Raw genomic sequence first — 25,411 nt, 5'->3', positions numbered from 1 at the left:
ACTAAATAAGTGTTAAAACAAGGAGTATGACATGAGTATGATGAAGTCACTAATATTTATTGAGCCAGGTAAAATTGAAGTTGCTGAGAAAAAAATCCCCGATGTGGGTCCAAATGATGCACTAATAAAGATCACCACAACCACTATTTGTGGTACAGATATTCATATTTTTAAGGGTGAGTATCCTGTTGCCAAAGGACTAACCATTGGTCATGAGCCAGTCGGTATTATCGAAAAGCTCGGTAGTGCGGTAATGGGTTATCAAGAAGGTCAGCGCGTCATCGCTGGTGCAATTTGCCCAAGTTTTACCTCTTATGCCAGCCAAGATGGATTCCCTTCACAAGATGGCGGTTACATTCAGCCAGATGGCACGTGTGCTTGCCACGGCTATAAAGCAACTGGCGGTTGGCGCTTTGGCAACATCATTGATGGCACACAAGCAGAATACGTTTTAGTGCCCGATGCGCAGGCTAACTTAGCGCCTGTACCTGATGGTCTGACCGATGAGCAGGTACTGATGTGTCCAGACATCATGTCAACTGGCTTTAAGGGCGCAGAAAACGCCAATATCAAAATTGGCGATATCGTTGCTATATTCGCGCAAGGGCCAATCGGCTTGTGCGCGACCGCTGGCGCAAAACTGAGAGGCGCCTCGACCATCATCGCCATTGATGGTAACAATGAGCGCTTAGCCATGTCTAAAAAACTGGGGGCAGATATTACCCTCAACTTTAAAGAAGTTGATGTTGTTGACGAGATTATGAAAATCACTGGTGGCCGTGGTGTTGATAGCAGTATTGAAGCACTGGGCTTACAATCCACGTTTGAGCAAGGGATTAAGGTATTAAAGCCAGGCGGTACCTTATCAAGCCTCGGCGTTTACTCCGCAGACTTAAAAATCCCGATGGCATACTTTGCTTCTGGTCTTGGTGACCACACTATCCGCACAGCCTTGTGTCCAGGGGGTAAAGAGCGTATGCGTCGTCTCCTGAATGTAGTAGAATCAGGTCGTGTCGATTTCTCTGAAATGGTGACTCATACTTACGCCCTAGACGACATTGTAGAAGCCTATGACTTATTTATGCATCAGCGTGATGGCGTATTGAAAATTGCTATTAAGCCATAATTTTAGCAATCGTCAATACGAGAAAGCCTGTATCCAGTGATACAGGCTTTCTCGTATTGTATGCTAGAAAATAAAAGCATCCGCGTGTTTTAAAAATCAGAATTGGAGCAAATGATTGTTTTGTTCTGGAATAATAAGTCCTTGTTGGAGCGGTAGTTCAGGTACCAATTCTTGCAAGGCGCGACGATATACTCCGCGTTTAAAGTGAATCACTTGTCCAAGTGGATACCAGTAGCTGACCCATTGCCAGTTATCAAACTCTGCTTTCCCCTCATCAAAGCGGATATGTTGAGTATTCGGCTCATCTAAGCGTAGCAAAAACCATTTTTGTTTTTGCCCAATACACAAAGGGTACTGCCCATGACGCACGTAGCGTTTTGGCAGACGATAGCGCAACCAATCTTGCGTGACCGCCAACAGATCGACATGGCGTGGATGTAGACCGACCTCTTCCCAGAGCTCGCGATACATCGCATCCATCGGCGTCTCCCCACGGTCGATACCGCCTTGAGGGAACTGCCAAGCGTTGTGACCAATACGTTTTGCCCACAGGACTTGCCCTTGTGTATTTGCCAAGATGATGCCGACATTGGCACGAAAGCCGTCTGCATCTATCATGACTTAACCTTTTAAAATGTTCAAAAATAGCTTATTTCAACAATGTACAGTAACAGCAATCGTAATTATTATAGGGTAACTGTTATCGATACTTTGACAAAATAAGATTCATTACCGTTATTAAACCAAGAAACAAGCAAAATGTGTAACAGTATTTTGCTATAAAATGTTTCACAGCTTTAATGATTTAAGATCAAGAGGTTATATAGGTCTTTTTAAGCAGACTTTTGTATGTTTCCAGCAAGGCTGTATCGTTATCAATGCTGATGCTTTAGGGGGTAATGACTTTTAGCACTATAGTCGGTGAAAAGTAATATCGATACAACACGTACTACTGGTGCAAATTTTTCTTGCTTGCTGTGCCTACGCAGACAGAGGCTGCAAAAAATTTACACCAGTAGTACTGTAGCGACTTTAAAGTATTTCAACTATAACTTGGTAATCCAAGCAATGACACAAGTTTTTGATTCATAAAATCTCGTTTTAGCTTATGCTACACTAGTCATATTCTGCTTATCTAAATCAACAATAAAATATCAGATTGATCAAAATACTCTCAGATATTGCATCAATAAAAATTTATTATCAAATAAAACAAGGGTCATCAAACATGTCAGAATCTAAAGCAAGCGTTACATGGCAAGAAAACAAAGCTTTTATGGGTGTATCGCCATCAGGTCACAATGTGCAAATCGATGCCGATAAAGAAAAAGGCGCAAGCCCTATGGAGCTTATCTTATTGGGATTGGGTGGTTGTGCCAGCTATGATGTAGTGGCAATTCTACAGAAATCACGTCAAGAAGTGACTGACGTACGTTGTGAATTGACTGCTCAACGTGCTGAAACCGTACCGGCTGTCTATACTGATATCCATATGCATTTTGTGGTGACGGGACAAGATGTCAAAGACAGCCAAGTAGAAAAAGCCATCAAATTATCCGCAGAAAAATACTGCTCAGCCAGCCGAATGCTGGTACAAGGCGGAGTCAATGTGACGCATGACTTTGAAGTTATCGCAGGATAAAGGCGAGTATATTGATGAATTTATTCTTAGGATTGGTCTCTGATACCGCAGCATCAGCCATTTGGGCAATGGTGGTAGCAAGTCTGTTGCCATTAACAATGGCATTGACTGCAAAAATGCTCGGCGGTTTTAATTTGGCTGATAATGCCCATCCGCGAGAGTTTTTACAAGGCACGACAGGCGCTGCGGCACGTGCTAATGCCGCGCAGCAGAATAGTTATGAGACTTTGCCAGTATTCTTAGCCGCAGTCTTGGCAGCGATGCTGTTTTTTGTGCCACAGATGATTGTGAATACATTGGCTTGGCTATACGTGCTCATTCGCATCGGTTTTTGCGTCGCCTATATTACCAATTTAGCCATGTTTCGCTCCATTCTTTGGGGGCTTTCTATTGCCTGCTGTCTCATGCTCTTTTACTTATCGATTCGGATTAGTATGTAGCGGTGTTTGAGTAAGAATGACGTTTATTCTAAGATAAAGGCAGCTAACGTTATCGTCCACTCATTTGTAGTGCGCTAATGATAGCTGTCTTATTTTTTTCCCTTTTAATACTATCCCATAATATCTTTGCCTCGCTATAGCCCTTGGTGAGCATCGCTAGCCACTGCTTATAACGACCGACCAATACGATATCGCTTTTTGCCGCGCCTTGCAAAAATCTAATCTGATGAGCAATCAGGTCTTGCCATAACAAGGTTGGGGTATTGGACATCTCGCTATCTAAACCACAATCAACCTGCGCAATCAAATCAGGACGGGTCACAGCCCCGCGTCCCAGCATTAAATGCGTTGTTCCTGACTGCGCCATGCAGTTTTGTGCGTGCTCACTATTCCAAATCTCACCATTAGCAATCACCGGTATCTTTAGGCTGTTGAACGCTTGAATTTTATCCCAGTAAGCAGGCGGTTTATAACCTTGGGTTTTCGTGCGTGCATGAATGGTTAGCCAATCAGCACCGCTCGCAGCAATCGCTCCGCGTATATCATCCATGCGACTGGTATCGGTATATCCCAAGCGAATCTTCGCTGATACAGGTATGTTGGCAGGCACGGCTTGGCGTACGGCACTGATAATGTCGTACATCACTTCAGGCTCATCAAGCAACACCGAGCCACCCCGATGACTATTGACGGTCTTGGCAGGGCACCCAAAGTTAATATCAATCGCAGGCGCACCTAACTCACAAGCATGGGCCGCATTTTCTGCCATCAATTGTGCTTCACTACCAAGTAGCTGAATATGAATCGACGTACCGGATGCAGTCTTTGCATCATGATGTAGCTCGGGCACATATTTATAAAACACATGGGCTGGCAACACATGCTGAGTGACCCGAATAAACTCACTCACCGACCAATCATAAGGACGACCTAAATCAGCTGCAATCTGGGTCAGAATTTGTCGCATTAATGGATCGGTCAGACCTTCCATAGGAGCGAGGAGACGAACTGGATTGGCAAATAATTGCTTTATGGTCGTTTGACGTTCTTGCATTGCTTGCGATAAAGAGTGAGGCAAGATATCAGGTTGTTGGTTATTCATGGCTTATTACTTATTAATATAAAGACGTTATAAATTGGCATCGTGGGACAAGTCTAGTGGCTGATAAAAAGGTTAAGAATTACCAAAAACAACTTTTTTCCCTGTCTGTAACCCTGATATTAAGTCTTTAATATTATGAATGTCTAAGTTACTTTGGGCACGTGTGCAAGCAACGTAGAGCAAGCGCAACTCTTCTGGGCTTATCTTTACCGCATTGGTGGTCACATCATAATAAAAATCATCGTCCAACTGCACTTTTCCCCACTCAAGCCCTTTGGCTTTATGCGCCGTTGAGATGACGTAGTCGGCATTCTCGATACTTGATAAGCTATTGACCGCTTGGCTTAAGACATTGGTACCATGATCATCGACTAGCTTCACCAGTGTTTTTAGGTCGCTACCTTCATTGGTCTCAGAATATTCTTGTACATCACCCCAATTATAAAAATATGCTAGCTCGGGTACGCCGTACGCCGATTTACCGTTTTTTAAATTTTCGGCTGCTTGACAGAATTTAAGCATGCGGTCAGTATCGGCTTGTAGTGCCACTTTATGCCCAAGCTTTAGACCAGTTAACAGCTGTGACATTGCCGCGGCATTCGTACGGCAAAGAATGGCGTCTTTTTTACTGTGCACCATGCCTTTATCCGTAGAAGACTGCTTGTTAGGATTGCCTTTAAGCGGTACGTCTTCTTGAAGTGCCTTTAATAGCGTGTTGGCAATCTCAGCAATCGGCTCACCAAAGCGGAAAGACTGGGTCAATAATGTTTGCGGCAATGGCAGTCTTTTCATTGCATTCACCGCACCGCGCCATTCATAAATCTGCTGATGAGCGTCGCCCACATAGATAACTTGGCGAGGCTGCTGGGTCAAAATACCCATCATAAGCGGGTCAGCATCCTGCGCTTCATCGAATAAAATAAAATCCGCTGGGATGCTTGGCTTAGATAATGCCCAAAGTTTTAGATAAATATCATGACCGATACCAGCAGGGTGGCGCGCATCAATTGATTGTAGCCAACGCTGCTCAACAGCAGGGTAGAGCATCTCGCGCAGCTGTTCAGCATCTGAGCCATCGAGCCAGCTCGGAAATAGTATGTGCCTTGGCGCAGGATAGCTGGCATGCGTACTACAAAAATTGCTGATAGCATCGCTGACGAAGCGTGATAATCGTGCTGGCGTGAGCGTAATGTATTTATTAACGCCGTCCATCTGTCTGCGTACTTGTACTGGTTGCAAACCCAAATCATCACCCAAACGCTTGGGTGAAAATCGAGGTAACGACAGCTTTGCGGTGATATCACGGGCAACATGACGGTAGGCCAGTGAGTGAAAGGTACGGCACTCTACATGTGACGGAAATTTTGCGCGGGCGTCATTGGCAATGGCTTTATTAAAGGCTAGATACAAGCCGCGTCCACGCAAACGCTCACCAATCAATTTTAGCGTTGTTGTTTTACCGGCACCGGCATAGGCGACCACTTTAAAAGACTTGTGATCCATCGCCATATTGAGGGCGCTGAGCTGCTCGTCAGTGGGATCGCTCATATAAGCTGGCATAGATGCGGACATAGCAAAGCTACCTAAAAGACTAAAAGAGGATAAAAAATAAGAGGGGTAAAAAAAGCCACTGCATAGACAATGGCTTTTTTTGTGCATATATCGCTAACAAGAATAACAATATGTTATTCCGTATTTATTTACGGCTTAAGCAAGGTTACGATCTTCTTTAATTAATATTTTTGCCAAAAACAACCCCAGCTCAAACAATAACCACATCGGAATGGCAAGCATCAACATCGATACCCCATCGGGCGGTGTGACAACTGCGGCGACTGCAAAACAGCCGACAATAATATAACGGCGTTTATCTTGTAAGCTCTGAATGGAGACGATGCCGACCAATATCAACAGCAAAGTGACGACTGGAATCTCAAATGTCAGCCCAAATACCATAAACAGCTTAAGCGCAAAACTCAGATAACTGTCGATATCTGTCATCGGCAAGACATTCTGCGGCGCGAACATGATAAAGAATTTCAGTACCCCTTTGAGTACAATAAAATAGGCAAAAGCCACCCCAGAATAAAATAAAAATATAGAGGATAGCAGCACTGGAATAGCGACTTTCTTCTCTTTTTTATATAAGCCTGGTGCCACAAAAGACCATATTTGATACAAGATATAAGGCATTGCAAAAAATGCGGCGACGAATATCGTTAAGCGTATCGGTGCCATAAAGTTTGAGGTGATATCTGTGGCAATCATCGTTGAGTTGGCGGGCAACTGGGCAACCAATGGGTTGGATAAAAAATCATACAATTCGCGTGAAAAACCGACCAACGCTAAAAATATCACCAGTACGGCAACGCATATCTTAATCAGATGTCGACGCAGCTCAATGAGATGCTCAGTAATAGGCATGTCAGCCAACGGACTTAATATGTCGCCCGAATCATCATTTTTTGTCGTCTCTGTCTCGCCTTCAATCGCGGAGTCCGTTACTTTTTCTAGGCGGATTTTTTGCCGTTTAAATAAATCCATTACTCACTCTCCTGCTGATTTACAGAAGCCTGTGTATTTAAAGGGCTATCAAAAGAGCTATCAAAAGAGCTGTTTAATAAAATATCGGCTTTATAGTTGGGTAAGTAGGGCACGGCAGGTAAGCGACGCGCTTTATCATAAGCGCCAAGGCGGAACCACATGTTTTCCCACGGCTTAGTGATCAAAGGCTGAGCAGGCTGCTTAATAGTAGAAGAGTCTGTTACTGCATCACTATTAATGCTGGTTATATCCTGATTTGATAACTGTTGACTGTCGGTTAGGTTGTTACTTTGCCCATAAGCATAAGAAAACGTCGCTGGCTCATTATTATTTTGTATAGCACTATCATTATTTGCTTGATTGGCAGGTGAGGCGGCCTTGTCGGAGGTTTTAAGGTTCTGACTTTGTGAATGTTCAAACTCTTTTATACTACCGCGCATCTCTGCCATTTCACGCCGCATTTCTGCTTCAGTTTGGCGAATTTTAGCAAGCTCTTTTTGCATCAGTTGACGAGTTTCAGCCAAGTCAAGTTCCGCTTCAATTTCAGACTGCAAGGTGGAAACGGTACGACGAATTTTGGCATACCATTGCCCAGCCGTACGGGCTGCTTGCGGCAGCTTTTCAGGACCCAAGACAATTAAGGCGATGACGCCAAAAAGCAGTAATTCAGAAAACCCAATATCAAACATAATGGTTCAGTATCACCGTCTATATACCGTACGTATTATACATTGTGTGTGTCATCAACTTTATTGGCTGAAGTCGTATCAGACTGAGTGCCTGTTATGTTTGGTGGATTTGTGCCAGCATCATGATCAAGCACCACATGTTTTTTAGCGTGCTCAGTATTTTCATCTTTGACCGCTTCTTTAAACCCTTTGACTGCGCCGCCCAAATCTTTACCAGCATTTCTTAGCTTAGAGGTGCCAAATACCACCACCACCACCACCAATAATATCAGCCAATGCGTAATAGAAAAACTACCCATAAAGGTATCCTTGTATCTTGGTTTTCAGTCTTTGTATGCCTACTTTGAGTTTATCAAATATCGATATATTCAATAAAAATTCTCGACATACCATGCGAAATGAAACAGAGCTATATTATAACCTGCACTTGTGACAAAAAGGTGAAAGTAACAATAATCAAACAGGGCAGCGCCTTAGCTTATCAAAACTATCGCGCCGCCTTTTCATCAATACCTGATAGACCAAAGCGTCGTCCTAACTCGTTTAATACCGCATCTGATTCGATACCGAACCATGCCAGCCCAACTAAAGTATGAAACCAGACATCTGCCACTTCATAGATGAGCTCAGAACGTGCCTCATCATATTGCGATTTATCTATGTTTTCGTCGCAATTAGCAAAGTCTTTGGCAGCGATGATACTCTCAGTACTTTCTTCACCGACTTTTTCTAATATTTTATTGAGACCTTTGTCATATAGACTCGCCACATAAGAACTATCAGCGTCGGCTTGTTTACGTTCTGCTAACACTCGATCCAGTTGCTGTAAAATTGAGGTCTTATCTGCTTTGGCTTGATTAGCATCAGCATCAAAACTGACTGAGTTATGAGCTGTCGCATCGTTGGTTGGTGGAGGATTGGCCACTTCATTCGAATGATAAATCTCTGCTGGATCTTTTATTACTTTATCGACCGTTTGCCACTCAGGCGTTTGCCCTGATAAATCCAAACGCTGATAAAAACAAGATTCGCGACCAGTATGACAAGCGATACCACCTGCTTGAGTCACACTCAGCACAATCACATCGGCGTCACAATCTAGACGAATATCATGCACACGTTGCGTATGCCCTGACGACTCGCCCTTATGCCATAACTTGGCACGTGAACGCGAAAAATAAACTGCGGTCTGTGTATCGGCAGTCAATTGTAGCGACTCAGCATTCATCCAAGCCATCATCAAAATACGTCCTGACTCATGATCTTGCGCAATTGCAGGAATCAAACCATCAGCATTAAAATTTACGGCAGTCAGCCAAGCAGGTAAAGTCATCATTTATCTGTCGTCTTATAATTGGAAAGAAGTAAGGTGTTTGTTAAATAACAGGATTCAGGATGCGCTATGTTAAAGCTTTATTAAGACGCAATCACTACTTAAACATAGCTTAGACTGATATTCAATATTTTAATGACAGTAAATAAGTGACAATTATACCTGAGCTGCATTTTGATAGACCAATAATTGTTAATTAGTCACAACAGATTTGTGAACACTCATATTTTACTTTTAGATTTTTATTTATGAAACCTTTGAAGATAAATATGGGTTAAAGGTTATTAGTTTTTACTAAGAATTGTCAGTGAGAGTAGGAAGTCAAAACTTTCCTTGGCAAAACAGTGACCTATCTGCTAAAATAGCGCCTCCCACCTCGAGGCAAATAGAGGTTTAGTACTTGTTTTTACAGCGACTATTCTGTTTTCACTATTTGACGACCAGGTTCTATCAAAGACAAAGAGGCAAATCATCATGAAAGTTAAGATGAAAACCAGAAGCGGTGCCGCTAAACGCTTCAAAAAAACAGCGAACGGCTTCAAGCGCAAGCAAGCATTCAAAAGCCATATCTTGACCAAGAAATCAGCCAAGCGTATTCGCCAGTTGCGCGGTCTTAAGATGGTGGACAAGTCTGACGAAGCAGCAGTTCGTCGTATGTGCCCATACATCTAATAGCCTATTGTCATTTGGGTTTAATCAAAAATATTGTGATTAAACAGATTTGACGTTGCAATCTGACAACGATGTTTATGTGTTAATAACATCGTTACTCGCTTAACAGTCATTAAAGAAATCTTGGAGTAATTTATGGCCCGTGTAAAACGTGGTGTACAGGCGAATCGTCGTCACAAAAAAATCCTAAAACGCGCAAAAGGCTACTACGGTGCCCGTTCACGTGTTTATCGTGTAGCGGTACAAGCAGTGACCAAAGCTGGTCAATATGCTTATCGTGACCGTCGCAACAAAAAACGTACTTTCCGTCGTCTTTGGATTGCACGTATCAATGCTGGTGCACGCTTAAACGGCTTAAGCTATAGCCGCTTTATCAATGGCATGAAAAAAGCTAACATTGCAATCGATCGTCGCGTACTTGCTGACATCGCTATGCATGATGCAGCGACTTTCACAGCGTTGGTCGAAAAAGCTAAAGCGGAACTGGCATAAATATTAGCCATCCTCTAGATATACTGCTTGTTGAGTCATTATTGATAAGTAGTTATCTACATGGATAGGAATAATATTGATTAATAGTACGATATTAATAAAAGCTACCGCTGGTCGGTGGCTTTTTTTATATCATATTATCTTACTGCCTATTTTTAGCGCCAGAGCACAATACGTTTTTATAAAACAGCCTTTATCATCGTCTAAATATTCAAGCCATTCATGTAACTAACGTTATTTTTAAATGATTGGGTAAATGGTTTGCAATATTTGGTCAAATCCCTACAATTAATAGTCCGCTTAAATCAGGAAGAATGCGTCTTATGACTACCCCTGCTGCTACCACCGATTTGTCGGCGCTACCGACCTTATCCTCAGAGCTCAACGAACTTAATGAAGCTCAGCTGATTGAGTTTACTAGTGCTGCCGAAGCTTTAATCTTACAAGTGAGCGATGTGCGTCTATTGCAAGATTTGCGTGTGCAACTGACCGGCAAAAAGAGCCCCTTAACTGGCTGGTCAAAGCAGATGGGTAAACTTAGTAACGACGATAAAAAAACCTACGGCGGCTGGCTGCATGAAGTGCGTAGCCGTATTCAAGACGCATTGACAGCACAGCAGCAGCAGCTAGAAGTGGTGGCATTAAATGCCAAACTTGCAAGCGAGAGCATTGATATCACTTTGCCTGCTCGCGGTGGTCAAAAAGGTCATTTGCATCCGGTAACGATGATTACCCAGCGTATGCAGCAGTATTTTATACAAGCGGGTTTTAATGTCGCAACCGGTCCTGAAGTTGAGAGCGACTATTATAACTTTGAAGCGCTGAATATTCCTTCACATCACCCAGCACGCGCGATGCACGATACTTTCTACTTTGATGCGCATTATTTACTGCGTACGCACACCAGTCCGGTACAGATTCGTACCATGGAAAAAAATGAGCCACCGATTCGTATTATTTGCCCTGGTCGCGTTTATCGTAATGACTCTGACCAAACCCATTCGCCGATGTTCCATCAGTTAGAAGGGCTTATGGTCACAGAATCGAGTACCTTTGCTGAGCTAAAAGGTCTGATTAGTGAGTTTTTGGAAGCGTTTTTTGCCAAAGAGCTGACCGTTCGTTTCCGTCCATCATTCTTCCCATTCACTGAGCCATCAGCCGAAGTAGATATCTTAGATGATAATGGCAAATGGCTTGAGGTCATGGGCTGCGGTATGGTGCATCCACAGGTGCTTACCAACTGCGGTATTGATGCCGAAAAATATACCGGCTTCGCCTTTGGAATGGGGATTGAGCGTTTTGCGATGCTATATTACGGTATCGATGATTTGCGCCTGTTTTTCCAAAATGACGTACGCTTCTTAAAACAGTTTGGCTAGATTTTATTTTTAATAATAATACGTCTACCTTTACTCCAAAATTTTGATCCGAGATATTTATGAAAATTAGCGAACAGTGGCTACGTCAATGGGTAAATCCCAACAATAGCAGTGAACAATTGGCAGACCAACTAACGATGGCAGGGCTTGAGATCGACGATCGCTTTGCGGTTGCCCGTGCCTTTAGCGGTGTGGTCGTCGGCGAAGTAATTAGCGTCGAGCAGCATCCAGATGCGGATAAATTGCGCGTGACGCAGGTCAATATTGGTGCAGTTGAGCCATTACAAATCGTTTGCGGCGCGCCCAACGTTACTGTTGGTATGAAAGTACCTGTTGCTACCGTTGGTGCCGTTTTACCTTCTGATGATGGTACGGGCTTTAAAATTAAAAATGGTAACCTACGCGGTGTCGACTCTAACGGTATGCTCTGCGGCGCATCTGAAATTGATTTAACCGATAACATTGATGGTCTGCTTGAGCTACCTACTGATGCACCGATTGGTACCGATATCCGTGAATATTTGGGTTTAGACAATCAAATATTGGATATCTCCATCACCCCAAATCGCGGTGATTGCTTTAGCGTACGTGGTATTGCGCGCGAGATATCAGTGATTAATGATTTGCCGTTACAAATGCCAAATATCCCTGACAACAATCAAGTTATTCACAACGAAGCGATGCCAGCTGTGACCGTCAGTGCGGTTGAAGCTTGTCCACGCTACTTTTTACAGTCGATAAGCAATATTGATCGTACTATCGATACGCCAAAATGGATGCAAGATGCACTAGTGCAGTCAGGACTACGTTCGCACAACTTTTTGGTTGATGTGACCAACTATGTCTTGATGGAATTGGGTCAACCGTTACATGCGTTTGATGCCGATACTATCGTCGGGGATATCGTGGTGCGTTTGGCACAGCCTGAAGAAACCATTACTTTACTGAATGAGCAAACCATCAGCTTAACGGGTGATGAATTGGTGATTGCTGATGATAAAGGCGCACTTGCTCTAGCGGGTATCATGGGTGGTCAGCGTAGCAGTGTGACTGATAGCACGACCAATATTGTGTTGGAGAGTGCTTTTTTTAATCCATTAGCAATTGCTGCGCGCGCACGCCGTTTTGGTTTGCATACCGATGCCTCACAACGTTTTGAGAGAGGTGTTGATTTTGAGTTGCCAGCGCTTGCTTTAGCGCGTGCAGTTGATTTGATTACTAGCGTCACAGGTAGCCAAGCGGGACAAATCGTCGCAATGGAGAATAGCGATCATTTACCTGCTCGTGCGCCTATTACATTGCCGATTACAAAGGTTCGTGACGTCATTGGTATTGAAATTGAGCCAGTAGTTATGGTGCGTATTTTGACCCAATTAGGGTTTAAAGTAGAGCAGCAAGCAGATAGCCTTATTTGCACGCCGCCATCGTATCGCTTCGACATGAGTATTAAAGAAGACCTCATCGAAGAGATTGCTCGTATCTATGGCTATGACAACATCCCAAGCATATTGCCACATTTGCAAGTCAGCATGGACTATGACGATACCGCAGATTTGACGCATGAGATGAAGCTTGCTTTGGTTGATAACGGCTATATGGAAGCGATTAGCTTTAGTTTTAGTGATGCCAAATTAGAAGCCTTGCTTGATGATAAAGCATTAGGTGAGGTATTAGCATTAGCCAATCCTATCTCTAGCGACTTGGCGGTGATGCGCCGTACATTATTATCAAGCTTATTGCCTTGCGTACAATACAACTTAAATCGCCAGCAATCACGCGTGCGTTTTTTTGAGACCGGTTTAAGTTTTGTCGGTCATAGTGTGAGTGATTTAGTACAAACGCCAAGTATTGCTATAGTAGCAGTTGGTGACGTTTGGGATGAGCAAGCTTATCAAAACCGTGCGTTAGACTTTTATGATCTCAAGCATGATATTGAGCAGTTATTACCAGCGAAAATCGATAATGCGCGTATCCGCTATGAGCGTAGTCAGCTTGCTTTCTTGCACCCTGGACAAAGCGCTAAGCTATATATCGATGATCAGTATGTCGGCTGGCTTGGACAATTACATCCGAATACTGCCAAACAGTTAGATCTGACAACCACTTGGGTTGCACAGTTGTCACTGGCACCATTGCTGACGCTTGCTCGTGAACAGCATGCCATCACCACCCCAAGTAAGTTCCCGCAAGTGCGCCGCGATATTGCTATATTAGTAGACAGCGACATCAGCCTTCAAACGCTAGAGTCAACCATACGCAAGGCATCAGGTACACTCTTGACTGATCTTTGGTTGTTTGATGTATATCAAGGCGAAAAAGTGCCAGCAGGTCAACGTTCATTAGCCTTTGCATTAATATGGCAAGATAAAACGCAAACCTTATCGGATGATGCTGTAAAAACTGCCACTGATAAAGTGGTACAAGCATTAACGGTTGAGCATTCAGCACAGCTGCGCGACAGCTAACCTCTAATCATAATAGACAGATACTCTATAGCCTCAATATAAAGGAGGCTATGGATTTTTGCTATTTATAAAAATTATTACCTGATAGAAGATTTTATTCATAGAGTAAGTTAAGTGGTTATTAATAAAGGATTTTAATGCAGGCTTTATTAAAAAGACGTACAAAAACCTTTATAATAGCTAACATTAATTCTCATACCGCTAAACCATGATATTCGACATCACGACATAGCATAGGAGTCGTACTGTGAGCACCTTAACCAAATCTGACATGATTGAGCATTTGATGAGTCACCTAAACCTAACACGCCAAGAGGGTCGCTGTTTGGTGGAGAATTTTTTTGACGAATTGTCAGAGAGTTTGATTGATGGCAAAGAGGTCAAGCTTTCAGGCTTTGGCAACTTTGAGCTAAAAGACAAAAATAGCCGCCCAGGTCGTAATCCTAAGACAGGGGAGCCCGTTGCGGTATCAGCACGCCGCGTTGTGACCTTTAAAACAGGACAGAAATTCCGTCAACAGGTCGATGAGCGCCTATTTGATCAATAATAGTAGTGAGTAGGATTGAAAAGTGATGGTTCGCAGTTGTCTGTTAAATCGACTGTCATAGCCATCACTTTTTTATGCGACATTGTTTTAGTTATAGTCGGTGAAAAGTAATATCGATACAACAGGTACTACTGGTGCAAATTTTTCTTGCTTGCTGTGCCTACGCAGACAGAGGCTGCAAAAAATTTACACCAGCAATACTGTAGCGACTTTAAAGTATTTCAACTATATACAAAACATAAATTACAGGCATAAAAAAAGAGAGCATAGGCTCTCTTTTTTTCAGTACAGTATTTTTATTTATAAAAATAAAAATTACTTAGCTGCTTCTTCAACTACAACTGCATCAGCTGCGTCTACAGCTGGAGTTTCGCTAGCTACGTCAACGCTAGTAGTAGTACCATCTACAGGTACTTCAGCATCGATTTCGTTAGTAGCAGTAGCAAGTTGTGCATCAGCGATATCAGCTTCAGCACCGGCAACAGCAGCTTCTGCTTCAGCAGGAACAGCTTCGTCTAATTGCTCAGAAGCGTCAGTTACTTCTTCTTTCGCGTCAGATAAATCTTCAGCAGCGTTTTCTTTGTTGCTATCACAGGCAGTTAAGCCCATAGTTGCAGTCATGATACCAGCTAGAGCAAGTAATTTTAAGTTCATAAGGTTTTCTCCGGGATAATTAAATGAGCAGTAGCAGCAAAAAAGGTTGAACATCCAAGATTTCTCAGATATTCAACTGGTCTTAGTCGCAGCTACTCAGCTTGCAAGCATTCTATATGATTTCTTTCTGCATAGAAAGAGGTTGTACAATTAAGTTACAATAAAATTGTAAACAGGGTTTTATTTTACTTATCTAACATAATTATCCATACAAAAAGTTAAATTAATCGACGTATAATCAACGACATCTGCTTATTGCAGATAAATTTCTTATGTCTGGTACTTTGTATCTGTTTGCACTATTTATGACAGCATAATAATAAAGAAAATAGCGGATTAATAAGTGATGCCAAATAATAGTCATGATAGCAGTCTGTAAAGACAAAAAAGCGCTAAGTGTTTTAAAGCAGTTTGTAGTCTGTGGCAGATAAAATTAGCAAAGCCTATCAAGATATGAAATCAAAGGATTGAGCTAAAAAATATATAACATGAATAATAATCGATATGAGCAGCATAAGATATCATATTTTTTGGGAGTAAGATTATGAAATGGCAAGGCAGACGCGGCAGTACTAACGTGCGCACCAGTAGTGGTGGCGGTAAGATAATGGGTGGCGGTATCGGTGGTATCATTATTGCTGGTATTTTATGGCTGGTATTTGGGGTAAATCCCATGACCGCATTGCAGACAGGTCAAGAGGTTGCAGGCGGTGGTAACACGTCTACTGAACCGGCCACTAGTGACGATCGCGATACACAGTTTGTCAAAGTGGTATTAGCGGATACTGAAGAGGTTTGGCATCAGATATTCAATGAGGGCGGTAGTACGTATAAAGAGCCGTCACTGATTTTATTTAATGGGCAAGTCAGTTCTGCCTGTGGTAGTGCCAGCTCAGCGACGGGTCCTTTTTATTGCCCAGGTGATCAGACGGTCTATTTGGACACGTCGTTTTTTGTAGAAATGCGCCAAAAGCTTGGTATCTCTGGTGATATTCAAAACTCAGGGGATAGTGAAAATCAAAACAAAGCTGGCGATTTTGCCCAAGCTTATGTTATCTCCCATGAAGTAGGTCACCATGTGCAGACACTGCTTGGTATTACTCAGCAAGTAAATGAAGCTAGCCGTCAAGTGACTCGTGCACAAGCAAATAAATTGTCTGTACTGCAAGAGCTACAAGCCGATTGCTTTGCTGGTGTTTGGGCGCAGCGCAATCAAGAGCGTGTACAGTTTTTAGAGGCAGGTGATATCGATGAAGCCATCAATGCGGCTGGTCAAATTGGTGATGACCGCTTGGCACGTGCAGGCGGCGGGGCAGTAGTACCTGATAACTTTACTCATGGTACCAGCCAACAGCGTGTAGAGTGGTTTACGCGTGGTCTAGAGAGTGGTAATGTGCAAACTTGTGATACGTTTAGCGGTGCTTTATAAAACTGCCTATTATAAAAATATAGTCGGTGAAAAGTAATATCGATACAACACGTACTACTGGTGCAAATTTTTCTTGCTTGCTGTGCCTACGCAGACAGAGGCTGCAAAAAATTTACACCAGCAATACGGTAGCGACTTTAAAGTATTTCAACTATAGCTATATTGATGGGTATAACAACAGTTAATATAATAATCGTTACACACAAAAAAGCCTGCAATTTAATTGCAGGCTTTTTGTCAGCTATTTGGCTAGGTAATATCTTTAATTAAAACATATTTGCCAAAATAACTGCTTAAAACTTATTATCTAGTGTGGTCATAGATATAACCACCAGCGCCGCCAAGAGCAGCACCAGCGATTGCGCCACGAGCGATGTCTTTGCTGTCGCCTTTACTTTTGATAAGCGCACCAGCAACAGCGCCAGCAGTGGCGCCTTTTGCAGTATTGCTCAAACCACTGTTGTATCCGTTAGTAGCACAGCCACCCATAATAAGAGCAGAGCTAGTAAGAGCCGTCATTGCGATAGTTTTAGCAAGTTTCATAATATCACCTATTAAATAATCAAGTTTAAAATACTAAGTATACGGTATATATTTCAGTATGTTCTTAACGCTTATAGTAGCCCTTATGTGTGCATCTGGTCGTAGTAGAAACGCTAAGCTTTGCAAGTAAGCTGTAAACTATGTTGCCTCACTGTGTCATTGGTAGTGCCTTTGCTTAGGGTTATTGTATTTATACTGATAGTAAGCTAACTGTTTTTGATTTGGATTATGCCTAATAACATAGCCAATAGTAATAAAAATAAAAATAAAAAGACTGCCTTTTAGGCAGCCTTTATGAGTGAAACATTCATCATTCATGAAAATTTATTGTAGTAAAAGATTTAAAACTAATTCTGTGATTTACGCTTCATCTGCTCAAAGAATTCATCATTGGTTTTGGCTTCTTTTAAACGATCCAATAAGAATTCAGTGGCTTGTACACCATCCATCGGCTGTAGTAATTTACGCAGGATCCAAACTTTACGCAGTTTATCTTCATCAAGCAGACGTTCTTCACGGCGTGTCCCCGACTTTTTGATATTAATCGCTGGGAAGACGCGTTTTTCAGCCAAATCACGTTCAAGGGTAATCTCTTGGTTGCCGGTACCTTTAAATTCCTCAAAGATAACGCTGTCCATCTTACTACCAGTATCGATAAGGGCACTGGCAATAATGGTCAAGCTGCCGCCTTCTTCAATATTACGAGCAGCGCCAAAGAAACGTTTTGGACGCTCAAGGGCATTGGCATCCAAACCACCGGTCAATACTTTACCTGATGAAGGAATTACCGTGTTATAGGCACGGGCTAGGCGGGTAATCGAATCAAGCAAAATGACCACATCTTGTTTGTGCTCAACCAAGCGCTTGGCTTTTTCGATGACCATTTCTGCAACCTGTACATGGCGCTGTGGCGGTTCATCAAAGGTCGAGGCAACCACTTCACCACGTACCGTACGCTCCATTTCAGTAACTTCTTCTGGACGCTCATCAATTAGCAGTACAATAAGGTAGCATTCAGGATTATTACGGGTAATTGATTGTGCTATCGACTGTAGCAGCATCGTTTTACCGGCTTTAGGCGGTGCAACAATAATAGAGCGCTGCCCTTTACCAATCGGTGCAATCAGATCAATAATACGACCAGTTAAGTCCTCAGTCGTGCCATTACCGAGCTCAAGCTTCAATTGCTCAGTTGGAAATAATGGGGTTAAGTTTTCAAAGATAAGCTTATGACGCGAGCGGTCTGGCGTATCAAAGTTAATTTCGCCGACTTTGAGTAGGGCAAAATAACGCTCAGAATCTTTTGGTGGACGAATTGTGCCTGCGATACTGTCACCGGTTTTTAGACTAAAGCGGCGAATTTGGCTTGGGCTGACATAGATATCGTCAGGACCTGCTAAATAAGAGCCTTCTGATGAGCGCAAAAAGCCAAAACCATCAGGGAGCACTTCAAGCACACCATCACCATAGATGGCCTCGCCGTTACGGGCATGGGTTTTTAAAATAGCAAAGATAATATCTTGTTTACGGCTACGTGCCATATTATCAAGACCCATCTCTTTGGCGATGGCCAGTAGCTCAGCGATTGATTTTTTCTTTAATTCAGTAAGATTCATAGATAGGTCGTTAGCAGTTGATAAGATGAGAGATGCCATTATTCACAAATCACGACAGTGATTAAAACAATGGTATTAGGGCGATAGAGGGTATATATACAGAGTTAAGATTTATGTAGGTTTGATTTTATGTGTCAATTTACGAGCTTGTCGCAAGAGAGTCAGACAAGTTATAAAAGGTGAAGATAAAGAAGTCTACATAAGAGTCTGCGTCAAAAACTCAATATCAGTCATTGTGTTTAGTCATTCGGTCAGTAGTGGTATTTAATAATGACGATGGTGTTTTTGTTGATAAACACGAGGAGAATAGCGACAAGATATTTAGGAAAACCATTAGTTTTCTCTTATCAGAAGACTATACGGGCTTAAAGATAGTATTGTCAATAATTTTTGCCAAAAAAGTCATGTAATTCCGTTTTTTGCTCATAAAATCAACAAAAAAGCCATTATCTGTATCAGATAATGGCTTTAGTATTTATGGTATTTCTAACGTATTTACTAAGAGCGATCAAAGCAAGCAAGTGTTAAGTTACAAATGCTTATCTAACACTTTTGCCAATTCAGCTTTTGGCTGTAGGCCCATTACTGAATCTACTTTTTCACCACCTTTAAAGACAAATAGGGTAGGAATGTTACGGATACCAAAACGACTTGCTGCTTGTGGGTTGTTATCAACGTCAACTTTAACGATTTTAACTTTACCTTGGTACTCAGTTGCTAAATCTTCTAAAATAGGTGCGATGGCTTTACAAGGACCACACCACGTTGCCCAAAAATCTACTAAGACTGGCACGTCAGATTGCAGGACGTCTTGGTCAAAGTTGGCATCGGTGGTATTAATAATAAGGTCTGACATAATTTTTCTCTCTTGTTTTATTATTTCTATCACTAACCATCAATAAATATGGGTTTCATATTAAACGGATGGATGGCTAAAGAATGTTAAGAAGGGGTAGAAATCTGCCATTATATTAACATGTTTGCCCAAAGTTGACAGACATAGGCTGGTTAAATTGTTTAACAATTACGATTAGCACAATAAATCGACACACAACAATACAGCTTATATTCTATCCGTTACTTGCTTTAACGGTCGTTACCTTTTATTAAGCATGAATGGCTCTCGTTTACTGCATTTAAAAAAGAGACGCTAATACCAGTAGTACTTATCTGCTTTAAAGTATTTCAACTATATCTTTAAAAATTTTGTTATTTTTATTAAGTTTTATACCTTTCAATTTATTAATAGCCATTCATTACTCAATCCATTGATATAAGTAGCTCACATTTATGCCCTTCACTGATAAAAAAATTGACGCCCTTAATGCTGAAGAAAATACTCGTCCACCTGAGTTTTTTCAAGTGTTTGCAAAACAGATTACAGTCTATGAAGACGATGATATCTGGGTGGTTGACAAGCCCGCAGGACTATTAAGTGTCGACGGTAAGACACTAAAGGTCAGTTTGCTCGCCCGCCTTGAGCGCGCCAATCCTGCAGTCAAACTGATTCATCGACTCGATATGGACACCTCTGGGCTGCTTATTTTTGCCAAAAATGCAGCGGCACAGACCAATATTAGTAAGCAATTTATTGACCGACTACCGCAAAAAAGCTATCAGGCACGGGTTTTTGGTCAATGGGAAAGCGCTGGCGCTACTGGAAAGATATCGGTACCTGTACGCTATGAGCCAACCACCAAGCCGCGACATATCGTTGATCATGACTGGTCAAAGCATGCGCTGACTTTATATGAAGTATTGGCGCATGAAGAATGCAATGGTCAGACAGTCACGCGGGTACTGCTAAAGCCTGTCACTGGTCGCAGCCATCAGCTGCGCGTGCATATGGTACATGTCGGGCATGTGATGATTGGTGACCCAATTTATGCAGAAGGGCAGGCATTAGATATTGCGCCAAGGCTGAATCTACATGCACAGCAACTGCGCCTTAAGCATCCGACGCTTGGGGCTTGGATGGATTGGGAAAGCCCAACACCTTTTTAGCATTTTTCGTGATTTAATGGTCAACTAAAATCCATTATTGATGATTTTATTGGCCTGATTAATAAAGTCGGTGACTTGTTTGCTGAGCATCTGCCACAAGGTTTCTTGCGCGCTTTTACTACCCCAAGCATTGTGCGGACTAAATATCACGCGCGGATGCTCACCAAGAGCAAGTAAAGGATCGTTGGCAGCGATTGGCTCTTGCTCAAAAACATCGCTGCCATAGCCTAAAACCTGCTCATTGTTAATAGCATCAGCAAGCGCTTGGCTATCGACGATACCGCCGCGAGCGACGTTAATAATCAGCGGCTTCTTGGTCATTTTTGCCAAGGTATCTGCGTTAATCAAATGCTGGGTAGCATCATTTAAGGGACAATGTAAGCTAATCACATCAGAACGAGCGAGCACGCCATCAAAGGCAGTGTAATCATCATTACGCGGCGCACACCCTTGGCGCTCTGCCCACAGTACCGTCATGCCAAAGGCACGAGCGATTTCGGTGACGCGTTTGCCGATGGTACCAATGCCAATAATACCAAGCGTTTTGTCTTCTAAGTCGATGAGTGGGATATCAAGCAGGCAAAAATTACCATTATCTGCCCATGTGCCATCGGTGACTTTATTATGATAATAAATACCGGCACGCATAGCGTTGAGCATCAGCATAAAGGTATGTTCGGGCACACTTTTAACGGCGTAACCGGCGACGTTATAAAGCGAGATATTACGTGCTGTACAAGCGTCTTGATCAACGTTATTCATCCCAGTAGCAGTTAATTGAATGAGTTTTAGCTTCGGTAGCTTAGCAATCACTTCGGCATTGATTTGCACTTTATTGGTAAAAATAATATCGGCATTTTGACAGCGCTCAATAATCAGTTCTTGAGGCGTCTCATCGTAAGTAATATAGTCAGTGACACCAGCCGGCGCTGGCAAGTCGACGTTATCAGAAAAAGTGCCTTTATCTAAAAAAACCGCACGCATGGTGATTCCTTATCTCGTTGTTATCGTAAATGGGTTTTGGTTCTTATCGGCTTAATGTAGCACGTTGCAGTATTTATAGTCGGTGAAAAGTAATATCGATACAACACGTACTGCTGGTGCAAATTTTTCTTGCTTGCTGTGCCTACGCAGACAGAGGCTGCAAAAAATTTACACCAGCAATACTGTAGCGACTTTAAAGTATTTCAACTATAGTACAAAAAGTACAAAGCAAAAAACCTCTACTTTAATGTTGAAATGAACTGACCCCCATAAGTTGTGTCTAATAAGACTACGTACGCGACTGCTCAAATCAATGCGCACATCCTTATTAATCAAGTCAATCAGCAATCCAGCATCTTGGCATTCGGTCTGTACCAATAGCAATAAATGCGGCGCATCTTGTTTTAAGGTAAAGATAATCGGCGCAATATTTTCGCCACTGACTTATGATGAATAACACTGATATAGCTTTTTTATAATGATTTAACGGAATAGTCACAATTCTATAAGGGTAATATTTTTTCTTTACTTGCGAGTCGTTATCTTATTGGTTTATAAGCCCAACTTATGCTTAGCTTTGGCATTATCTAGCATAAATCTGCTCTTGAAAAGTTAACTTAACGCACTTATCTAGGCGCTAACGTTATATAATGGTCTGTTTTATCGATTGATCTAGCTCACAAGCTGATGTTACCGATATATCTCATGACTATATATTGAATGAATGTATATTGAATGAACGTATATCCAATAATTATCAGTTTATCCATGTTACTGAGCCAGCAAGCATGGCTTGCATCGTAAGCTACCTATTTTCTTATCATCTGAGTACAAAAAGACATCGCCCTATGACTATCTCTATCGCTTCATTGCACAGCACCGAATTCGCCGTTGGTCAACGCTATTTATCTGATACGGAGTCCGAGCTGGGCTTAGGTGTGGTCATCGATGTAGACGACCGATGTGTGCACATTTTATTTCCGCAAAGTGAAGAGACTCGCGTTTATGCAAAAAACTCTGCGCCGTTATCGCGTGTGGTGTTTAAAGTCGGCGATAGCATCTCTGATCAGGCGGGTAAGAGCTATACGGTAAGCGCAGTTGAAGAAGTGATGGGCGTGCTCAAATATAGTGTGAATGAGCATGAGAAAGCAATCATGGAAACCCGTCTTGCCGCCAATATTACATTGGCGAAACCACTTGAGCGTCTGCTGGCAGGTCGTATTGAGCGCAGCGATTGGTACGACTTGCGTCAAGATATTTTGCGTATGCAGTCAGCGCTTGCCGGTCATCCGCTCAAAGGCTTAATGGGCGCGCGCGTCGACATCATTGAGCATCAGCTTTATATCGCTCATGAAGTTGGCAAACGTATTGCACCGCGTGTGTTGCTTGCTGATGAAGTTGGTTTGGGTAAAACTATTGAGGCGGGCTTGATTATTCATCAGCAGCTGCTGACGGGTAAAGCTGAGCGTGTATTGATTCTCGTGCCAGACAGTCTGCAATATCAGTGGATGATTGAGCTGCGCCGCCGCTTTAATCTGAACTTTGCCTTATTTGACTTGGTACGAACGGCGGCGATTAAAGAGCATGACCCTGAGCAAAACGTCTTTGCGACTGAGCAATGTATCATCGCTGGTATGGACTTACTCCTTGACCACCCTGACTTGTATGACCAAGCGATGGAAGCAGGATTTGATTTACTGGTCGTTGATGAGGCGCATCACCTGCATTGGGATGAAGCGCAAGGCGGCAATGATAAGTACGATTTGATTGCAGATTTCGCTGAAGAAACCGCAGGGGTGATGCTATTAACAGCCACGCCTGAGCAGCTTGGTGCGCAGAGTCACTTTGCCCGCTTGCGTCTATTAGACCCTGATCGTTTTGATGATTTGGATGAGTTTATTGATGGTCAAGAAGCCTTTGCAGAAACGGCAGCCGTCGCCAGCCTATTAATAGAAGATAAGCCATTAAGTGATGGGCAAATCGCCGCGTTAAGCAGCTTGCTGACGATTAGTGTCGATGAATTAGCGACGATCAATGAAGATGAGAAGCTGCGCACTTATGCGCTGAATGAGCTGCTAGATCGCCATGGTACCGGACGTATATTGTTCCGTAATACCCGTGAAAGTGTGAAAGGATTTTATGGTCGTAGCAGTCAGCCGTATCCATTGTCATTACCTGAAGCATGGGTCGACAGCTACCAAACCAATGGTAAATTGCGTGAACAGCTATGGGGCGAAGAAAACCAACCTGACGGTGGCTGGTTAGAAGATGACCCGCGCGTACCTTGGTTGATTGATATCTTAAAGGGTGAGCTTAAGCATAAAAAGGTACTATTGATTGCACGTAGTGGCGCGACCGTTGAGAGTTTAGAGGCGGTATTACGCTTACATGCGGGCATTAAAACCGCCATCTTTACTGAGCAGATGACCTTGCTTGAGCGTGACCAAGCGGCGGCGTTCTTTGCCGATAGTGAAGGCGCACAGATATTATTATGCTCAGAGATTGGTTCTGAAGGACGTAACTTCCAGTTTGCCAGTCAGTTGATATTGTGGGATTTGCCCGCCAACCCAGATACTTTAGAGCAGCGTATCGGTCGTCTAGATCGTATCGGGCAGACGCAGCAAATCATGCTGCATGTGCCCTATGTACAAGGTACCGCACAAGAGCGTCTCTATCAGTGGTATAACAACGCGCTGAATATGTTCAATCAGATTTCACCGACAGCGCAAAGCGTACAAGAGCAGTATATCCAAGATCTAAAGCCCCTGCTTGAAGGTGCAGATACTGACGAGAACCGTGTAATACTAAAAGAGGTTATTGCAGACGCAGCACAGACACGATTAGCACTAGAGGCACAATTGCAAGCTGGTCGTGATCGTCTATTAGAATACAACTCATGCCGTCCGCGCGTTGCTGGGCGTATCGCTGATGCCATGCGTGATTTTGATGGTCACAATCTATTGCCGCAATTTATCGAGCGCTTTTTTGCCTCAGCCAATATCGAGCATAATATCCAACGTGATGGCTCGTGGGTGATTGCACCGATTGACAGCACTGAGATTAGCGATTATATCGACGGTCTGCCACTTGGTGATGAAGACGGTTTGACGTTGACTTTTGAGCGTGAGCAAGCGCTACAACGTGAAGATATTGCTTTTATCACGCATGAACATCCGCTGATGCAGGCGATTTATGAGCTGGCAAGTACCAGCACCTTTGGCAATACCACGGTTGCGATGTTAAAAAGTGCTGCAGTACCACAAGGCATGGTGATGTTAGAGGTAAATTTCCGTGTGGAAGCCATTGCACCAAAAGTGCTCAACTTGCCTGCGACTTTGAGCACACAAAATATCCGCGTCTTTATAAGTGAGCAGGGTAGCGATTTGTCAGCACGTATCAGTGCCGATATGATCATGCCGCACATTGAGCGTTTGGATAAAAACCGCGCGCGCCAAGTGATTAAAGTACGCGGCGATGTGATTGAGCAACGTTATTATGAAGCTGAAGACATTGCCCGTCAGCAGTTGGCTGAAATTGGTGAGCAAGCAAGCGCCCGCTTTAGTCAGCAGTGGTCGCGTGAGATCAAACGTCTTAAGCATCTGCAAACCATCAATCCGAACGTGCGTCCAGCAGAGATTGAGCGCTTAGAGCAGTTAAAATCGCAAGGCGAGCAAGCATTGGCGAGCTTGTCATTGGTCCCAGATTCTATTCGTGTATTGGTGGCAGTAAAGCCCTAAATTTAATACAATG

Annotated in this window: 23 protein-coding genes; 11 read left to right on the top strand and 12 right to left on the bottom strand. The window is 42.9% G+C overall.

Going from position 1 to position 25,411, the window contains the following annotated elements:
- Window positions 1–31 precede the first annotated feature (31 nt).
- A complete protein-coding gene (locus PSYC_RS10400; protein ID WP_011281263.1) occupies window positions 32–1,126 on the top strand; it encodes an NAD(P)-dependent alcohol dehydrogenase in 1,095 nt (364 codons plus the stop codon).
- A 96-nt stretch (window positions 1,127–1,222) separates the two neighbouring features.
- Here PSYC_RS10400 and PSYC_RS10395 read toward each other — a convergent pair whose 3' ends face one another.
- A complete protein-coding gene (locus PSYC_RS10395) occupies window positions 1,223–1,744 on the bottom strand; it encodes an RNA pyrophosphohydrolase (protein WP_011281262.1) in 522 nt (173 codons plus the stop codon).
- Window positions 1,745–2,354: 610 nt separating this feature from the next.
- Between PSYC_RS10395 and PSYC_RS10390 the strand changes: the two genes are divergently transcribed.
- Window positions 2,355–2,768 carry an OsmC family protein gene (locus PSYC_RS10390; protein WP_011281261.1) on the top strand — a complete coding sequence of 138 codons (414 nt, stop codon included), beginning with the start codon at window positions 2,355–2,357 and terminating at the stop codon, window positions 2,766–2,768.
- A gap of 14 nt (window positions 2,769–2,782) precedes the next feature.
- Window positions 2,783–3,208: an MAPEG family protein gene (locus tag PSYC_RS10385; protein WP_011281260.1), complete on the top strand. Its 426-nt coding sequence runs from the start codon at window positions 2,783–2,785 to the stop codon at window positions 3,206–3,208.
- Window positions 3,209–3,257: 49 nt separating this feature from the next.
- Here the strand turns inward: PSYC_RS10385 and PSYC_RS10380 are convergent, their stop codons facing one another.
- From PSYC_RS10380 to hisI, 6 genes are all read right to left on the bottom strand, one after another.
- Window positions 3,258–4,262 carry a tRNA dihydrouridine synthase gene (locus PSYC_RS10380; RefSeq protein ID WP_041758073.1) on the bottom strand — a complete coding sequence of 335 codons (1,005 nt, stop codon included), beginning with the start codon at window positions 4,260–4,262 and terminating at the stop codon, window positions 3,258–3,260.
- Window positions 4,263–4,382: 120 nt separating this feature from the next.
- Entirely contained in the window at window positions 4,383–5,882 is a 1,500-nt protein-coding gene (locus PSYC_RS10375; RefSeq protein WP_011281258.1) for a UvrD-helicase domain-containing protein, read from the bottom strand.
- 135 nt (window positions 5,883–6,017) lie between these two features.
- The gene (gene tatC / locus PSYC_RS10370; protein ID WP_011281257.1) at window positions 6,018–6,854 is read right to left on the bottom strand and encodes a twin-arginine translocase subunit TatC; all 837 of its coding nucleotides are present in this window, start codon (window positions 6,852–6,854) and stop codon (window positions 6,018–6,020) included.
- Window positions 6,854–7,543 carry a Sec-independent protein translocase protein TatB gene (gene tatB / locus PSYC_RS10365; protein ID WP_011281256.1) on the bottom strand — a complete coding sequence of 230 codons (690 nt, stop codon included), beginning with the start codon at window positions 7,541–7,543 and terminating at the stop codon, window positions 6,854–6,856. The genes tatC and tatB overlap by 1 nt, the downstream gene beginning before the upstream one ends.
- A 35-nt stretch (window positions 7,544–7,578) precedes the next feature.
- Entirely contained in the window at window positions 7,579–7,842 is a 264-nt protein-coding gene (tatA, locus tag PSYC_RS10360; RefSeq protein ID WP_011281255.1) for a Sec-independent protein translocase subunit TatA, read from the bottom strand.
- A gap of 188 nt (window positions 7,843–8,030) precedes the next feature.
- Window positions 8,031–8,876: a phosphoribosyl-AMP cyclohydrolase gene (hisI, locus tag PSYC_RS10355; protein ID WP_041758072.1), complete on the bottom strand. Its 846-nt coding sequence runs from the start codon at window positions 8,874–8,876 to the stop codon at window positions 8,031–8,033.
- Between the two features lie 474 nt (window positions 8,877–9,350).
- Here hisI and rpmI point away from each other — a divergent pair, with 474 nt between their 5' ends.
- The 5 genes from rpmI to PSYC_RS10330 all read left to right on the top strand — a co-directional run bounded on the left by rpmI (window position 9,351) and on the right by PSYC_RS10330 (window position 14,431).
- A complete protein-coding gene (gene rpmI, locus PSYC_RS10350) occupies window positions 9,351–9,548 on the top strand; it encodes a 50S ribosomal protein L35 (RefSeq protein ID WP_011281253.1) in 198 nt (65 codons plus the stop codon).
- Window positions 9,549–9,683: 135 nt separating this feature from the next.
- On the top strand, window positions 9,684–10,040 hold the full coding sequence (rplT, locus tag PSYC_RS10345; protein WP_011281252.1) for a 50S ribosomal protein L20: 357 nt from the start codon (window positions 9,684–9,686) through the stop codon (window positions 10,038–10,040).
- 323 nt (window positions 10,041–10,363) lie between these two features.
- Window positions 10,364–11,419: a phenylalanine--tRNA ligase subunit alpha gene (gene pheS / locus PSYC_RS10340; protein WP_011281251.1), complete on the top strand. Its 1,056-nt coding sequence runs from the start codon at window positions 10,364–10,366 to the stop codon at window positions 11,417–11,419.
- 59 nt (window positions 11,420–11,478) lie between these two features.
- Complete coding sequence (gene pheT, locus PSYC_RS10335; protein WP_011281250.1) at window positions 11,479–13,884, top strand: phenylalanine--tRNA ligase subunit beta; 2,406 nt, start codon at window positions 11,479–11,481, stop codon at window positions 13,882–13,884.
- A 247-nt stretch (window positions 13,885–14,131) separates the two neighbouring features.
- A complete protein-coding gene (locus PSYC_RS10330) occupies window positions 14,132–14,431 on the top strand; it encodes an integration host factor subunit alpha (protein WP_011281249.1) in 300 nt (99 codons plus the stop codon).
- A 315-nt stretch (window positions 14,432–14,746) separates the two neighbouring features.
- Here the strand turns inward: PSYC_RS10330 and PSYC_RS10325 are convergent, their stop codons facing one another.
- On the bottom strand, window positions 14,747–15,085 hold the full coding sequence (locus PSYC_RS10325) for a hypothetical protein (RefSeq protein WP_011281248.1): 339 nt from the start codon (window positions 15,083–15,085) through the stop codon (window positions 14,747–14,749).
- Between the two features lie 544 nt (window positions 15,086–15,629).
- Here PSYC_RS10325 and PSYC_RS10320 point away from each other — a divergent pair.
- Window positions 15,630–16,514: a KPN_02809 family neutral zinc metallopeptidase gene (locus PSYC_RS10320; RefSeq protein ID WP_011281247.1), complete on the top strand. Its 885-nt coding sequence runs from the start codon at window positions 15,630–15,632 to the stop codon at window positions 16,512–16,514.
- A gap of 303 nt (window positions 16,515–16,817) precedes the next feature.
- Here the strand turns inward: PSYC_RS10320 and PSYC_RS10315 are convergent, their stop codons facing one another.
- The 3 genes from PSYC_RS10315 to trxA form a co-directional block, all read right to left on the bottom strand.
- Window positions 16,818–17,057 carry a glycine zipper 2TM domain-containing protein gene (locus PSYC_RS10315; RefSeq protein WP_011281246.1) on the bottom strand — a complete coding sequence of 80 codons (240 nt, stop codon included), beginning with the start codon at window positions 17,055–17,057 and terminating at the stop codon, window positions 16,818–16,820.
- 347 nt (window positions 17,058–17,404) lie between these two features.
- Window positions 17,405–18,673 (bottom strand): transcription termination factor Rho, encoded by a 1,269-nt coding sequence (rho, locus tag PSYC_RS10310; protein ID WP_020444407.1) that lies wholly within the window; start codon window positions 18,671–18,673, stop codon window positions 17,405–17,407.
- Window positions 18,674–19,202: 529 nt separating this feature from the next.
- Window positions 19,203–19,529 (bottom strand): thioredoxin, encoded by a 327-nt coding sequence (trxA, locus tag PSYC_RS10305; protein WP_011281244.1) that lies wholly within the window; start codon window positions 19,527–19,529, stop codon window positions 19,203–19,205.
- A 434-nt stretch (window positions 19,530–19,963) separates the two neighbouring features.
- On the opposite strand from trxA, the gene PSYC_RS10300 reads away from it, so the two are divergent.
- Window positions 19,964–20,677 carry an RluA family pseudouridine synthase gene (locus PSYC_RS10300; protein ID WP_011281243.1) on the top strand — a complete coding sequence of 238 codons (714 nt, stop codon included), beginning with the start codon at window positions 19,964–19,966 and terminating at the stop codon, window positions 20,675–20,677.
- Between the two features lie 24 nt (window positions 20,678–20,701).
- Here the strand turns inward: PSYC_RS10300 and PSYC_RS10295 are convergent, their stop codons facing one another.
- The gene (locus tag PSYC_RS10295; RefSeq protein ID WP_011281242.1) at window positions 20,702–21,661 is read right to left on the bottom strand and encodes a D-2-hydroxyacid dehydrogenase; all 960 of its coding nucleotides are present in this window, start codon (window positions 21,659–21,661) and stop codon (window positions 20,702–20,704) included.
- An 848-nt stretch (window positions 21,662–22,509) separates the two neighbouring features.
- On the opposite strand from PSYC_RS10295, the gene rapA reads away from it, so the two are divergent.
- Complete coding sequence (gene rapA, locus PSYC_RS10290; protein ID WP_187147099.1) at window positions 22,510–25,398, top strand: RNA polymerase-associated protein RapA; 2,889 nt, start codon at window positions 22,510–22,512, stop codon at window positions 25,396–25,398.
- The last annotated feature ends 13 nt before the right edge of the window (window positions 25,399–25,411 follow it).

Source organism: Psychrobacter arcticus 273-4 (assembly GCF_000012305.1).
Taxonomy (GTDB): Bacteria; Pseudomonadota; Gammaproteobacteria; order Pseudomonadales; family Moraxellaceae; genus Psychrobacter; species Psychrobacter arcticus.
This window is presented reverse-complemented; position numbering and strand designations above follow the sequence as displayed.